General features: G+C 39.8%; 11 protein-coding genes. 10 read left to right on the plus strand and 1 reads right to left on the minus strand.

Annotation, left to right across the window (positions count from 1 at the left end; all coding sequences use genetic code 11):
• The first annotated feature begins 174 nt into the window (after window positions 1-174).
• From PISS_RS18155 to PISS_RS18165, 3 genes are all read left to right on the plus strand, one after another.
• On the plus strand, window positions 175-603 hold the full coding sequence (locus PISS_RS18155) for an Lrp/AsnC family transcriptional regulator (protein WP_013463231.1): 429 nt from the start codon (window positions 175-177) through the stop codon (window positions 601-603).
• A 256-nt stretch (window positions 604-859) separates the two neighbouring features.
• Window positions 860-1,234 (plus strand): hypothetical protein, encoded by a 375-nt coding sequence (locus PISS_RS18160; protein WP_008112502.1) that lies wholly within the window; start codon window positions 860-862, stop codon window positions 1,232-1,234.
• A 149-nt stretch (window positions 1,235-1,383) separates the two neighbouring features.
• The gene (locus PISS_RS18165) at window positions 1,384-2,409 is read left to right on the plus strand and encodes a GGDEF domain-containing protein (protein ID WP_013463232.1); all 1,026 of its coding nucleotides are present in this window, start codon (window positions 1,384-1,386) and stop codon (window positions 2,407-2,409) included.
• 1 nt (window position 2,410) lies between these two features.
• Here the strand turns inward: PISS_RS18165 and PISS_RS18170 are convergent, their stop codons facing one another.
• Entirely contained in the window at window positions 2,411-3,334 is a 924-nt protein-coding gene (locus PISS_RS18170; RefSeq protein ID WP_058155990.1) for a hypothetical protein, read from the minus strand.
• Between the two features lie 384 nt (window positions 3,335-3,718).
• On the opposite strand from PISS_RS18170, the gene PISS_RS18175 reads away from it, so the two are divergent.
• From PISS_RS18175 to PISS_RS18205, 7 genes are read left to right on the plus strand one after another with little or no spacing between them, the layout of a single operon-like run.
• Complete coding sequence (locus tag PISS_RS18175) at window positions 3,719-4,021, plus strand: isoamylase early set domain-containing protein (protein WP_013463235.1); 303 nt, start codon at window positions 3,719-3,721, stop codon at window positions 4,019-4,021.
• Window positions 4,022-4,030: 9 nt separating this feature from the next.
• Window positions 4,031-6,019: a 4-alpha-glucanotransferase gene (malQ, locus tag PISS_RS18180; protein ID WP_058155992.1), complete on the plus strand. Its 1,989-nt coding sequence runs from the start codon at window positions 4,031-4,033 to the stop codon at window positions 6,017-6,019.
• Window positions 6,020-8,242 (plus strand): 1,4-alpha-glucan branching protein GlgB, encoded by a 2,223-nt coding sequence (gene glgB / locus PISS_RS18185; RefSeq protein WP_058155994.1) that lies wholly within the window; start codon window positions 6,020-6,022, stop codon window positions 8,240-8,242.
• Window positions 8,235-10,298: a glycogen debranching protein GlgX gene (gene glgX / locus PISS_RS18190; protein ID WP_058155996.1), complete on the plus strand. Its 2,064-nt coding sequence runs from the start codon at window positions 8,235-8,237 to the stop codon at window positions 10,296-10,298. The genes glgB and glgX overlap by 8 nt, the downstream gene beginning before the upstream one ends.
• Complete coding sequence (locus PISS_RS18195) at window positions 10,291-12,816, plus strand: glycogen/starch/alpha-glucan phosphorylase (protein ID WP_036954834.1); 2,526 nt, start codon at window positions 10,291-10,293, stop codon at window positions 12,814-12,816. Before glgX ends, PISS_RS18195 begins: the two co-directional genes overlap by 8 nt.
• Before the next feature lie 20 nt (window positions 12,817-12,836).
• On the plus strand, window positions 12,837-14,111 hold the full coding sequence (gene glgC / locus PISS_RS18200; RefSeq protein ID WP_013463240.1) for a glucose-1-phosphate adenylyltransferase: 1,275 nt from the start codon (window positions 12,837-12,839) through the stop codon (window positions 14,109-14,111).
• Window positions 14,112-14,169: 58 nt separating this feature from the next.
• Window positions 14,170-15,702, plus strand: coding sequence for a glycogen synthase (locus tag PISS_RS18205; protein ID WP_058155997.1), 1,533 nt, complete (start codon window positions 14,170-14,172; stop codon window positions 15,700-15,702).
• Window positions 15,703-15,731: the final 29 nt, after the last annotated feature.

The raw sequence follows: 15,731 nt of genomic DNA on the forward strand, positions 1-15,731 counted from the left end.
TCACATAAAAAAATACGTTGCTGAAAAAATAACGATAAGGTCAGGATGATTCAGCAATACAATGTGTTCTACTTATTAAAAATGTCATTATCAAAGGTTATGAATGAAATTTGCAGTGCTATTTTGTGAAAAATGATTAGAATAATAGTCAAATTAACGAATTTAATTAGCATTATGATAACTCCCCAAGATGAAAAACTACTCTCAGTATTAAAAACGAACGCCCGCGCTAGCATTTCTGACTTAGCAAGGCATTTGAGTTTATCTCGTTCAACGGTGCAAAGCCGAATGCTAAAATTAGAGCAAAGTGGGATCATTAAGGGTTATAGCGTTGACTTTGGAGATGACTTTTTAAATAGCTTGGTCTCTGCGCATGTTTCAATAAAAGTAAAACAGAAGCTAACAACAAAAACTAATATTGAATTAAAGCAAATTGATGCGATTTCTCAGTTGTATGCAATCAGTGGAGAGTTTGATTTAATTGCTATTGTAGAAGCACAGAACCTTGAGCAGTTAAGCCACTTACTTGATGATATTGGTAACTTAGATGGGGTAGAGCGTACCCGTTCATCGGTTATTTTAGAGACTAAATTTAAGCGTTAATTCGATTTATTTAGTACATTCAGTGAGCATTAATTATTTGCATTTAAGCTAACTTGATTGTAGTCTACTTGATATTAGGAACAAGGAATGTTTTTAACCAAATCAATAGGCTTATTGCCCTGCATTTGTTGCAATCCTCCAGTACTTAAAAAATCTCATCAATACAGTTATTAATCTTATTAGCATTGGCTAATAAGGTGTGAGTGAAATAGGACGTTTTTGGCACCACTGGGCTAAGACTTTACAAGGAAATGTTATGAAATACACAACAATGGCTGCTGTGGCATTATTAATAGGTGGCTCATATTTAAGTGCAAAAGCGACTTTATTTGACCCTGCACAGAGCATAACGGTTGAAACTTACAGCGATATATTCTTCAAATTAGAATCCTCTCCTGTCAGCATTAATGAAATTATTACCGGGGCGAGTCAATTTGCCGATAGCTTGTGTGATGAAAGCATCTACCAAGAAGTAATTGGCGAATCGGTAAACTCATGTAAGCAAAAATTCAAACAATCTCAAGCACAATGTGCTGAGTTTATAATAAAAAATAACGAGCCTATGTACACTGATAAAGTGGCAATAACACAGCTCTCGGAGAAGTTTATTAATTGCATGACCAATAGCTAAAATAGCGCTTACAGTTCTTAATTTATTAAAAATGCGGCTCCTAAACTGGATGAGCATTGATGCTTTAATTTTTATTTAGCATATTCCACTGCGTGGTCTATGCTAAATTTTATTAATGCTCAAACGCCCAGTTTGCTTTAGGGAGTACAATGCAAGAAAATTTACTGAATTCAGTCATCAAAATAACAAAAAATAGAGATGTAGATTCTCTTGAATATAGTTTGATATCGACCATCCAAGAATTTATAGGCTGTAAAGAAGTCTCAGTTTATAAAGATATAGAAGTTCAAGGCCAACTGACTATTGAGCAAAGTCTTTGCTTAAAAGTGACGGGTGAAAAGCAATTCGAGTGGGTACAACGACAAATTGTTGCACAGCCTGAGGATGAACTTCTATCGTGTTTACGTTCTGCCTGTATTATTACTGTTCAGTCTGCCGATGGAATTGAACGCCGTTGGCTCCCCATTACCCGCCAAGAAAAAACAGTTGCTGCCATTTCTGTGGTTTCAAAAAGTTTAGATAGTTCGGCTCAAGTGATGCTAAATGCTTTTTGCCGCATATTTGAAAACTATTTAGTGATACTCCATGAAAACGAAAGAGACAAATTAACGGGTCTGTTAAATAGACAGACCTTTGAGAAAAAAATAAAACAGCTAATTGAAAAACAAGTATTAAAAATGCACGGCTCATCCCGAGATAAAGATAAAAGGCAACAAAAGCAGGCATCAACATCTTGGCTGGCTATTTTAGATATTGATCATTTTAAAAATATAAATGATCAATACGGTCATATCTGTGGAGATGAAGTGTTACTCGTATTAGCGCAAAAAATGCGTCACTTTTTTCGCTCAACAGATTTAATTTTTCGTTTTGGTGGGGAAGAATTCGTGATTGTTTTTGAGCCCACAGATGCTGACTCAATCAGTAATAAAATGGCTGAATTTATACAGCTCATTAGAGATACATCGTTTCCTTTTGTTGAAAATATGACGATCAGTGCTGGTTTAGCGCGTATTAGTCCTTATGATTTTCCAATTGCAGTGCTAGAAAGCGCAGATAAAGCGCTTTATTATGCAAAAAATAATGGCCGAGATAAATTTTGTATCTATGAAGATTTACTTGCCGAGAACTTAATCAGTGTACAAGTTAATTCCTCAGAAATAGATTTATTTTAAACTACTGCGGCTGAGGATGGCTTCGCTGCACTTTCACTTTGGTTACTTGGTCGAGCTTTATAAAATAAACATTGCCGCCAATGCCTTTAAACTCCTCATCGGTAAAGGCGATTGTATTGTCATCATAAAAGGTGATTGCCTCTTTTTGGGTTACAATACCTAAGTCAATTTTAAATACATCGCCAGAGAAAAACTTATCGCCTTTAAAGTTTTCAAACAGCCAAATACTGGTTGAATCTAATAGCGCGAGCTTTTTTCTATCTGGGCTAAGTGCTGCGGATGTGATCCAGCAAAGCTTTTCCATGGTGGTGCACGTTTTAAATGAATCTATCAGCTGGGCATCAAAATTCGCTGCATGGTCACCTACTTTGTAAACGTTAGTAATTCCATCGAATGGCTCTGTGCGATTTTTAGTAAACAAGTATAAATGTCGACCAAAAGCCACAAACGCTTCTAAGTCATAATTACGTTGATCAGGTTGTATTGGGCTGCCATCTAATTCTGGGTAGGTAAACTTTATAATTTCAGCTTCTGTTGTATTGGTTTTTATATCTATAGGGTTTTCTATTTTATAAATTGTTAGCCATTTACGATCATTTTTATTATTACCAAAGTCGCCTAAAAAGAAATGACCAAACTTATTTTGCGTCATATCTTCCCAATCTATATTTTTTGCATTCGTGACGAGTACTTCTTTTGCAATTGAACCATCGTCATTGAGCCTATAAAGCTTAGGCTCGTCGCCACTGTCGTTAATAGCCCAAAGCCGTTTATGTTTATCAAACTCAATGCCTGATATTTCTTTTAGTTTTGGGTCTACAGAGACCACCTTTTTACTATATAGTGTATAAATTGAACTGCCTACAACAGCCGTAATGATGCTAAAGACGATAACAGAAGTAATAAGGATGCTTTTTTTCAACATTGTATTTAAGTGTTCATCGGGTTGGCTGAGTAGATAGTTATTATCGCTGATGATGTTGTTAAGCTAAAGGTTTTTATAGTTTTAATGTAGTAATAAAAATTAATAAGTATGTGTATAAGGACAAAAGCAAATTAATTAGCTGTTATGGTGTAGTTGGTTTAAAAGTTGCTCAGTTGCAGTGCTTACTTAAAAATCAGTTTTAATGGTTAAAATTGCACCAAACCAGTGCGGTAAAATAAATAACGCACTGTAATAATGCGTAAATAAAGTTTTGATTAACTTTAAAGCTGTTTTTATGTGAATGAATGGATTCCACATCGCCTTTTTAAGCTGTTTGGCCTGTGGCAAAGATGAATAACCCTTATGGTTTAGTTGGAGCCTATTATGTTGAATAAACGCTTTTTTAAAACAAAAAATGAAGCAGAAGTAACCTTTGAATTTTCTCACCCAGATGCAGATGATGTCTGTTTACTTGGAGAATTTAATGATTGGCAGCCGGTGCCAATGAAGCACAACAAAAAGCTTGGCGTATTTAAATGCAAGCAACGTCTTCCCGTTGATAAAGAGTTTCATTTTCGCTATTTAATAAATGGTAAACAGTGGGATAACGATCATCAGGCTGATGGGTATATTGCTAATAATTTTGGTACAGAAAATAGTATAGTAAATACACAACGCATTAATTAAGGTCGCTGAATGGACGCACTATCGCAATTGTTTTATTTGCATGGTATTGGTTACGAATACACTAAGTATACGGGTGAACACGTTATATTTAGCGAAGACACACGTAAATCTGCTTTGCACTGCTGTGGCGTTGACACACGTGATACGGCGCAAATAACCCAGTTAAATTATCAATTGGATGCGGCTACATGGTTAACACTCGCACCTGCTGTTAGCATAATAGATCAGGCTAGTAATGTGCTAAAGGTGCGTGTTAATGAAGCTGATACGCATCACAAAATTACATTAACTGTGGCAGCATTAAATATAAAGCTGCAATTTGAACACATTGCTCAGTATGCAGCATTAGGTGAGTACTTTGTAAATGGGTGTCGTTATATAGAAATAGCGCTACCACTGACGCATTTACCAACCGGCTATTATGATGCGTTATTAACGATGGGTGAGCAATCAGCGAAAACACAAATTTGGTCGACCCCTGAACAAGCCTACCAAATAGCGGATAAAAAACGCTTTGGCTTATCAATTCAGTTATATACATTAAAAAATAAAGCCGGACTCGGGATTGGTGATTTTAGTGATTTACTTGAGTTGGCAACCTTATGTGCAAAGCAAAATATGGACTATATTTTACTTAACCCATTGCACTTATTGTTTGCAGATAACCCTGAGTGCGCCAGCCCCTACAACCCAAACAATCGTGCCTTACTCAATCCGCTATATATCGCAATTAATTTATCGCCAGACAGCTTTAACAATCCGGATTTAACTGAGTTGTTATCTGCTTATACCTCAAGTAAATACAGCGACCAAGATGTAGCCTTTATTGATTATAAAACGGTTACTGAGTGTAAATATGCTGCTTTTAAGCTGCTTTTTAAGCATTTTCAACAACAGGGCAGTCAAGCACGGCAAAACGAATTTAGTGCGTTTTGTAAACAGTACAATGATGTGCTGGCTATGTTAGAAACTACAGAGCCCACATTTGAATATTACCTCCAATGGCAAGCACACAGCCAACTTACGCAATGCCAACAGCATTGTATTGCCCAAGGGATGGCGATTGGTTTAATTAATGATTTAGCGGTGGGCTGTGCTAATGAGGGCACTGAATTTAAATATCAGCAGGGATTATTTAGTCAAGATGCAACCCTTGGTGCACCACCAGATCCTTGGGCACCTAACGGCCAAAATTGGGGGCTACCAGCAATAAACCCGCAGCGCCTTGCTGACAATAACTATCAGTTTTATCGTTCACTCATACGCGCTAATATGGATGCAGTAGGCGGGTTACGAATCGACCATGTAATGGCGATTAGGCGTTTGTGGTGGTGTTTCATAAACAATAATACCCAAGATGGCTGTTATGTGTACTACCCATTTGAGCATTTATTAGCAATTTTAAAAATTGAATCTCATCTTAATCAGGCCATAGTAATAGGCGAAGATTTAGGGGTTGTACCACCTGAGGTAAAAGAGGCACTGGTTGATAGTGGCATTTTCTCAAACAGCTTATTTTATTTTGAAAAACAACAAAATGATGAATTTGTAAATAGCGATGACCTTAGCGATCAATGCCTGCTAATGATAGCCAATCATGATGTACCGCCATTTGTGGGCTGGTGGCAGCATAGCGATTTAAAAATTAAACAGCAGTATGGGCTGATTGATACTGATGAGTATCAGCAGTTAGTTCAGCAGCGAGAGCAAGAGCAACACCGGTTATTACGCTTTTTAAATCCACAAAACACTTCCTTTTCACTTAACACGGATGCTTTTGATGTTTATAGCGCTTTGGCTGTATGTTTAGCTAAATCGCCGTCTCGTTTATTTGCATTACAGCTTGATGATTTAGACAAGCAACACTACCCAGTCAATATTCCTGGCACCGATAAAGAGTATCCTAATTGGCGACGGGTACTCACACATACATGCGACGATATTTTTAAAGATAATGCTGCTCTTTTGGCTGCAATACATTCAATAAGGAATGCGTAAATGGGCAGTACTAAAAATAGGGTATCAACGCAATTAGTTGATTATGACGCACAGGTAAACGCATTAACTGCAGGGCGATTTAAAGACCCGTTTAGTTTTTTAGGCGCGCACAACACCCAAAGTGGCACTGAAATACGCGTCTATTTGCCAGCGGCATTACGCGTCGAACTGTTAATTGATGGTCAAGTTATTAGCACGTTACGCTATAAACACAGTGATTTATTTATCGCTGAGTTATCAAGCATGCCTAGCAGTGTTTACCAATGCCAGGTTAGTTATGAAAATAGCGATGTTACATTTTATGATGAATACAGCTTCAGCAGTACATTGGATGAACAGGCTATGTACTTGTTTAACGAAGGTAGCCTTGAGCATGCTTATACTCACCTAGGTGCGCAATTTACTACACAACAAGGGGTAGATGGTGTTCGTTTTTGTGTGTGGGCGCCTAATGCCGCCAGTGTATCGGTTATTGGTGAGTTTAATTTTTGGCAAGCGAATCGCCATTTTATGCGATTTCATCCGGCAAGTGGGGTATGGGAATTATTTATCCCGGGTTTAAGTGCAGACATGTGCTACAAATTTGCTATTACTACGCTCAGTGGCGAAGTTTTAGATAAAGCCGATCCTTTTGCATTTAAAATGCAGCAAGCACCGGGCACTGCCAGTATATTACAGTACAAACCAGCGCCTATTTTGCTAAGTGAACAAGCGATTATAAATCGCCAAAAGCGTAATCATATTGATGCCGCTATTAGTATTTATGAAGTGCACTTAGGCTCTTGGCAACGCGCTGAGCATAACCGTTACTTAAGCTACACCGAGCTTGCAGATAAGCTTGTAGGCTACGTGATTGAAATGGGGTTCACGCATTTACAACTTATGCCGATCAGTGAATACCCTTTTGATGGCTCTTGGGGTTATCAGCCAGTAGGGCTGTTTGCACCTACGAGCCGCTTTGGTGATTACAACAGCTTTAAATACTTAGTTGAGCAATGTCATAAAGCTAACATAGGCATATTACTTGATTGGGTTCCTGGGCACTTTCCAAGCGACCCACATGGCTTACATTGCTTTGATGGCACCCATTTATACGAACACGCTGATATGCGCCAAGGGTTTCATCCTGATTGGAACACTTATATTTATAATTATGACCGCCCTGAAGTAAAAAGCTTTTTAATTTCTAATGCGATGTATTGGCTTAGCCAATTTGGCATAGACGGACTGCGTGTAGATGCGGTGGCGTCAATGCTTTACCTTGATTACAGTCGTAAAGAAGGACAGTGGGTAGCTAATTGTTATGGCGGTCGAGAAAACTTAGGGGCAATAGAGTGCCTAAAACAAGTGAACTTACGCAGTTATAAAAATAACCCCGGCATTATGATGGTTGCCGAGGAGTCAACGGCTTGGCCTGGGGTCACGCAAAGTGTTGAACACAATGGCTTAGGTTTTGGTTATAAATGGAATATGGGCTGGATGAATGACAGCTTAGATTATATGCAGCAAGATCCGTTATTTAGAAAATATCACCATCATAAAATGACATTTTCTATGGTGTATGCATTTAGTGAAAATTATATTTTACCGCTCAGTCATGATGAAGTGGTGCATGGCAAGGGATCACTACTAAACAAAATGCCCGGTGACGATTGGCAGCAGTTTGCAAACTTACGTGCTTATTATGCGTTTATGTGGGCACATCCAGGCAAAAAATTACTGTTTATGGGCGCCGAAATAGCACAGCGTAAAGAGTGGGATCATGACCATTCACTAGACTGGCACTTGCTTGAGCATCAAAGCCATCAAGGGATTCAGCATACGGTTAAACGTCTTAATCAAGTGTATCAAGCGCATCCATCTTTATATGAGCTCGATAGCTGTGCAACGGGCTTTTCATGGATAGATAATAATAACAGCCAGCAGAGTATGTTTAGCTTTATTCGTTATGCTAAAAATGCTGACCAGTTTATGGTTATTGTCGCTAACTTTACACCAACGGCTTATCAACACTACACCTTAGGTGTGCCAGCGAAGGGCACATATAAAGTGGTATTAAATACCGATGAAGTTTGCTTTTTTGGCTCAGGTTATCGTGTCACAGAGGATAAAAACCAGCTTATCCATTCAGTCGTTCAGCCAAGTCATGGGTTTGATCACAGTATTACAGTTAATATTGGTGGCTTAACCACACTTTACTTAGAAAAGGTGAATGATGAGTAATTGCTTTGAGGTTACTCAGGGTGCGCCTTTGCCACTGGGTTCGAGTGTACAAAACCAAGGCGTCAACTTTGCCTTGTATGCCCCTAATGCAAGCCAAGCTTTTGTGTGCTTATTTGATAAAAGTGGTCATACAGAAATATTAAAAATAGCCATGAATATTAATGAAGGCGGCGTATGGAGCATTCATATAGCCCCATTAAGCACAGGCGCATTGTATGGCTTTAGGGTTGATGGCGAATACATCCCAGAAAAAGGCATGTTATTTAATGAGCATAAATTACTGATTGATCCGTATGCAAAAGACTTGTTTAACGAATTTACTTGGAGCGAACGTCATTACGGGCAAATGCCCATTGGCACTAAAAGCGTGGTTAATAATGCGATAGATATGCCTAAATCAAAAGTGACTGCGCCGGTTGCTTATTCAAATAATAAGCCACAGCATAGTTGGGCCAATACCGTTATTTATGAGTGCCATGTTAAAGGTGCCACCTGTCGCCATCCTGATATTCCCAAAGCGCTACAAGGGACATTTTTAGGTTTGAGTCATCCCAGTTTTATTGATCATTTAAAAAGTTTAGGGGTAACAGCTATTGAGCTTTTGCCTGTGCATGCTTTTATAAGCGAACAGTTTTTAACCGCTAAAGGACTGCAAAATTATTGGGGCTATAATAGTCTTAATTTTTTTACTCCTCATAAAGACTATTTGGTTAATGACGATATAAACGAATTTAAACAAATGGTGAGCGAGTTACACCGCGCCAATATTGAAGTTATTTTGGATGTGGTATACAACCACACCGCAGAGGGAGGAAATGATGGCCCTATTTTATCTCTGCGAGGGCTCGACAACTTGACATATTATCGCACCATTGACGGGCAACCCAATGTTTATATTAATGATACAGGGTGTGGCAATACGTTAAATATCGATCACCCTAAAACCTTACAATTGGTACTCGACAGCTTACGTTACTGGGTTGAAGTTATGGGCGTTGATGGCTTTCGGTTTGATTTAGCCACCATTTTAGCGCGTTCAAATACGGGCTTTAGTGCGTCTCACACCTTTTTACAAGCAATTGCCCAAGATCCTGTGTTAAATAAAGTTAAACTGATCAGTGAGCCGTGGGATATAGGTCCTGGTGGTTATCAGCTTGGTGCATTTCCTTCACCTTGGCGAGAGTGGAACGATCAATATCGTGATGTGATTAAACGCTTTTGGCAAAGTGAAAAAGGCATTATTAGTGATGTCGCAAAGCGTTTACATGGCTCGTTTGATATTTTTGAACACAGTAACCGAGGCCCGCTAAATAGCATTAACTTTATTACCAGCCATGATGGGTTTACGTTAGCCGACTTAGTCAGTTATGAGCAAAAACATAACCAGGCCAATGGTGAAAACAACCAGGATGGCCATAGCGCTAATTATTCGTTTAACTGCGGGGTTGAGGGATTTACCAGCGACCCAGAAGTAATGAGTTTGCGCTTACAACAACAAAAAAACTTTCTACTCACCTTATTACTCTCCAAAGGCGTGCCAATGATAGCCGCTGGCAGTGAGATGGCGCACTCGCAAGGCGGTAATAATAACGCTTATTGTCAAAATAATCGCACCAGCTGGCTTGCCTGGAAAGACTCACAACTGAATCATTCATTGATTCAGTTTATTGATGATGCGCTAAAAATCAGGCGTGGTCACAGTGCATTTAAACACAGTGTGTTTTTGGATGATATTGATGAGCGCTTCACCGTTAAGTGGTTTACCGAGCAAGGTAAAAAAATGGATGAAACACATTGGCATGAAGATACACGGCAATTTTTAATGTATAGCTTACTTGATAAGCAAAATAAGCATGCGTTATTAATTATTCTTAATGCTAGTAAACAGCCTGTGGTCTGCCAATTACCACAATCGCCCATTATCGCGCCATGGACGTTAGTATTATCAAGTGTAAATAACGCATCATCTGTTATTCAAGAAGATGCAACCGTAAATATTTCAGCACAAAGTAGTTGGGTTTTTAGTGCCAATTTAGAAGGCGATGATTATGACTAAGCAAGACGAGCAAGTGTGTGTAGTAAAAGGCTGGCAAGCAGGCCCAGTGATAGACGAAAGTACTTTAAGTGATGATTTAACACGACACTTTTATTACACCTTAGGGCGTGATGTGGTGGGCGAGTCACAGCTGTATTTGTATCATGCATTAGCACTGACGATCAGAGACCGGTTAGTGGCACGCTGCAGGGAAACCAATCAACAAATAAAACAACAAAAACGCCGTAAAACAGCCTATTTATCGTTAGAGTTTTTAATGGGCAGAGCGCTGGGTAATGCAGTATTAAATCTAGATTTAGAATCACAAGTTACAAAGGCACTGCAAGCTTACTGTACTGAGCTTGAAAGTGTTGAACAAGCTGAGCATGATGCCGGTTTAGGCAATGGCGGCTTAGGGCGACTAGCGGCCTGTTTTTTAGATAGCTGTGCCAGTTTAGCGCTGCCAGTAGTCGGTTACGGTATTCGTTATGAATATGGCATGTTTAATCAGTCAATAAAAGAGGGTAATCAGGTTGAGCAACCAGATAACTGGTTACGAGAAGGTCATCCTTGGGAATTAAGCGCACCGGAGCAAGCTAAACGGGTTAAGTTTTCTGGTTATGTACAAAGCTACACCGATAAATTTGGCCGTGAGCATCGCCAATGGATCAGTTCTCAAGATGTATTAGCAGTGCCTTATGATGTACCTATTCCGGGCTATAAAAATAATATTGTTAATACCCTTAGACTTTGGAAGTCTGAAGCAACGGACGAATTTAATTTAACAGAATTTAATGCCGGAAGTTATTCTGAAGCAGTAGCACAAAAAAATCTCGCTGAGCAAATAACCATGGTGTTGTACCCTAACGACAGCAGTGAAAATGGTAAAGAGCTGAGATTACGTCAACAATACTTTTTATCATCGGCAAGTATTCAAGATGTACTTACACAATGGATTGAACAATACGGTAATGATTTTACTGAATTTGCTCAGCATCATGTGTTTCAGCTTAACGATACCCACCCAAGTATTGCGGTTGCCGAGCTGATGCGAATTTTAGTTGATGACCATGAACTGGATTGGGATCAGGCATGGAATATCACCACCAAAACCATGGCTTACACAAATCATACCTTACTACCAGAGGCATTAGAGAAGTGGTCGGTATCGTTATTTGCTAAATTATTACCGCGTATTTTAGAGATTATTTATGAAATTAATGCCCGCTTTTTAGCCGAGGTGGCCATGCATTGGCCAGGTGATGTGCAAAAACAACGGGATTTATCATTAATTGAAGAAGGGGGCGAGCCGCAAATACGTATGGCCTTTTTAGCCATTGTCGGCAGTTACTCTGTCAATGGTGTGGCAGCGCTACATACGCAGTTATTAACCGCGGGTTTGTTTAAAGATTTTTACGCGCTATGGCCTGATAAATTTAACAACAAAACCAATGGTGTTACTCCACGGCGCTGGCTTGCATACTGCAATCCGAGTTTAAGCCAGATCATTAGCGAAAAAATAGGCAAAGACTGGATAGGTGATTTTGCACAAATTGGCCAATTACGTCGTTACTACGATGACCCGCAGTTTCATATAAAGTGGCATCAAGCAAAACAGCAAAACAAACAACGCTTCGTTGATTTAGTAAAACAAAGATGTGGCGTAGAGTTTGATATCAATATGCTATTTGATGTGCAGGTAAAACGTATTCACGAATATAAGCGCCAGTTACTTAACATTTTACACGTTATTCATTTATATGACCGCATACGCCGTGGCGACACACAAGGCATGGTGCCTCGTTGCGTTTTATTAGGTGGTAAAGCAGCACCGGGTTACATGATGGCTAAAAAAATCATTAAACTCATTAATAATGTTGCTGAGGTGATCAATAAAGACCCACAGGTATCTGCTTTTCTAAGAGTCGCGTTTTTACCTAATTATAATGTCACCGCCATGGAAACCATTTGCCCTGCAACGGACTTATCGGAGCAAGTATCAACCGCAGGCAAAGAGGCCTCAGGTACCGGCAACATGAAGTTTATGATGAATGGCGCGCTAACAATAGGCACCCTAGATGGCGCTAATATCGAAATACGTGACGCTGTTGGGGCTGAGAACTTCTTCTTATTTGGCGCACAAGCTGAGCAGATTGACGACATAAAAGCACATTATAACCCCAGTGAAATAATTGCGAATAACCCTGATTTGAATAGTGTGATGCACTTACTCGAAAGTGGCCATTTCAATCTATTTGAACCTGGCTTATTTGACGATGTGATTAATGGTATTAAAAGTAACAACGATCCTTGGTTAACCGCCCATGACTTTGCCAGCTATATAGCTGCGCAACGTGATGTTGATAAAGCCTATGCAGATCAAACCTACTGGACTCAAATGAGTATTTTAAATACTGCCGCCAGTGGCTCATTTTCTAGTGACAGAACAATTAGTCAATATTGTGATGATATATGGCATTTAACTCCACTAGATACCACACACCAAACAGTAAAAACAAACACTGACACTAACAGCTGACACTAAACGGAGAGAGTAATATGCCCAGTTATGCAAATCGTTATATAAGTAATTTAACAAGAGAAACCTACGCTTTAATTCTTGCCGGAGGTCGCGGTTCTCGCTTGCATGAGCTAACCGACTGGCGTGCTAAACCCGCCGTTTATTTTGGTGGTAAACATCGTATTATTGATTTTCCACTATCAAATTGCATTAACTCAGGTGTAAGACGTGTCGGAATTGCAACGCAATATAAATCACACTCACTGATTCGCCATGTAAATCGAGCGTGGGGGCATTTTAAAAAGGAATTAGGTGAGTCAGTTGAAATATTACCTGCGTCACAGCGCCATGGTGATGAATGGTATTGCGGTACTGCCGATGCGGTATTTCAAAATATGGATATTATTCGCCATGAGTTACCTAAATATGTAATGATTTTATCTGGCGACCATGTGTATCGTATGGATTATGGCGGGCTGTTGGCAAAGCATGTAGAAAATGGCGCCGACATGACGGTATGCTGTTTAGAAGTACCGGTTGAAGAAGCTGCGGGTACCTTTGGTGTGATGACGGTTGATGAAGAAAGTCGTGTACGTCGGTTTGACGAAAAACCTGCCGAGCCCAGCTCAGTGCCTGGTAAACCAGGCACCTGTTTAGCATCAATGGGAAATTATGTATTTAATACTGAGTTTTTATTTGAGCAGCTACAAAAAGATGCGCAAACAGAGGGCTCAGGGCGTGATTTTGGCCATGATATAATTCCGGCTATTATTGAAGAGCATAATGTGTTTGCCTACCCGTTTAGAGATCCCGCACAGGTAGGACAACCCTATTGGCGCGATGTGGGAACTCTAGATTCGTTTTGGGAAGCAAATATGGAACTGGTTATGCCAGAGCCTCAACTGGATTTGTACGATCCTACTTGGCCAATTTGGACTTACCAAGAGCAACTTCCTCCTGCCAAATTTATTTTTGATGATGATGATCGCCGAGGGATGGCGGTTGACTCAACGGTGTCGGGTGGGTGTATTGTTTCCGGCTCTTTAGTGAGAAAATCATTATTATTTTCTAATGTACATATTCGTTCATATTGTACCATTGAGGAGTCGGTCATTTTACCCGGTGCTATTGTAAATCGAGGGTGTAAAATTAAGCGAGCAATTATAGATAGAAGCTGTGAGATCCCACCTGGATTAGAGATTGGTTTTGATCGTAAAACCGATGAAGCCAATGGATTTCGGGTATCAAAAAAAGGGATTGTATTGGTCACCCGCGATATGCTGATGAAGTTAGACAATAAGTCACATCGTTAATAAATAATAATTAAAAGAGCAAGGCGAAAGCCTTGCAGCAAACTATAAGAGTAAATTAATGCATGTATTAATGGTTGCTGCAGAGAATGATGCGTTACCTAATGCCAAAGTTGGTGGTGTTGCTGATGTTATTCGTGATGTACCAAAGGCGTTAGTGGCGCAGGGGCTGACGGTAGATGTGGTTATTCCTGATTATGGTTTTGAACTAGGTGAGCGCTGTTTTATTGGTGAAGTGAGTGTGGCATTTAAGTCAGAGACACACGTTTTATCTTTGTTTGAAATTACACAGAATCAAAAAGGGGTGAGGCAAATAGTTATAAGTCATCCTCTTTTTAGTCAATCATTGAGTGTGTATTGTAACGACAACGATAATAGACCATTTGCTACCGATGCAACCAAGTTTGCACTGTTTAATGCCGCTATTTGTGAAGCCCTGATACAGGGCCTATTAACACAACCCAACACTTTACATTTGCATGATTGGCACAGTGCCTGTGTGGCCGTGTTACTTAAATTTAATCCTCGTTATGGCAAGCTTGCTAAGCTGCGCTTGGTATATACGGTGCACAATTTAGCTTTGCAGGGAATTCGTCCTTTTAAAGGGGATGATTCAAGCTTAGAAGCATGGTTTCCCTCGTTAAGTTACGACGGGCAACGATTATGTGACCCTCGTTATCCGCATTGCTTTAACCCTATGCGCAGTGCCATTAATTTAGCCGACAAAGTACATGTGGTTTCACCGAGTTATAGCCAAGAAGTGCAAATAGCAAGTAATGACGCCCACGGATTCTTTGGTGGCGAAGGACTTGAACGAGATTTACAACAAGCGGCTGAGCAAGGCAAATTAATTGGCATACTCAACGGCTGTGATTACGCAATTCAAGACGAACATGAAGCAACCTATAGTCAGCTATTAGAGCAAATAGAATCGACTTTGTTTAGTTGGATGGCAAAAAGCGCGCAATTACACAGCAGCCACTACATCGCCCATCAGCGTGTTTTACAATTTATGGCGTGTGATAAGCAAGGGCCACTTGTAACAAGTGTAGGGCGGCTCACTGAGCAAAAAGTATTGTTACTTTGCCAGCAACAAAGCAAAGACCTGACTATTGATTCAGTGTGTCAGATCATTAATCAATTTAAGGGGCGTTTACTTGTGCTGGGCTCAGGCGATAGTAAACTTGAACACCTTTTTACCTGCGCCATGGCACGTAATAACAACTTTTTGTTTTTAAAAGGCTATGGGCAAGATGTTGGCGATTTAATGTATCAATTAGGTGATTTATTTTTAATGCCGAGTTCTTTTGAGCCCTGTGGGATTAGCCAGATGCTCGCAATGCGAGCCGGCCAACCTTGCTTAGTGCACAGTGTCGGAGGTTTAAAAGATACCGTAGAGCATAATGTCAGTGGATTTTGTTTTAACGGCGATACGCTAAGTACACAAGCTGATGCACTCTTGCAGAGTTTAACTGAGGCACTTAGCCTATATCAAACAAACCCTAAACAATGGCAAGCAATAAAAAGGCGAGCTGCTGATGCACGATTTAGTTGGGATAGTGTGGTAACTGATTATATAACATACTTATATTAAAAAATTTTATAAAGTTCAGTGACATCCGT

It is taken from the genome of Pseudoalteromonas issachenkonii, assembly GCF_002310795.1.
GTDB lineage: Bacteria > Pseudomonadota > Gammaproteobacteria > Enterobacterales > Alteromonadaceae > Pseudoalteromonas > Pseudoalteromonas tetraodonis.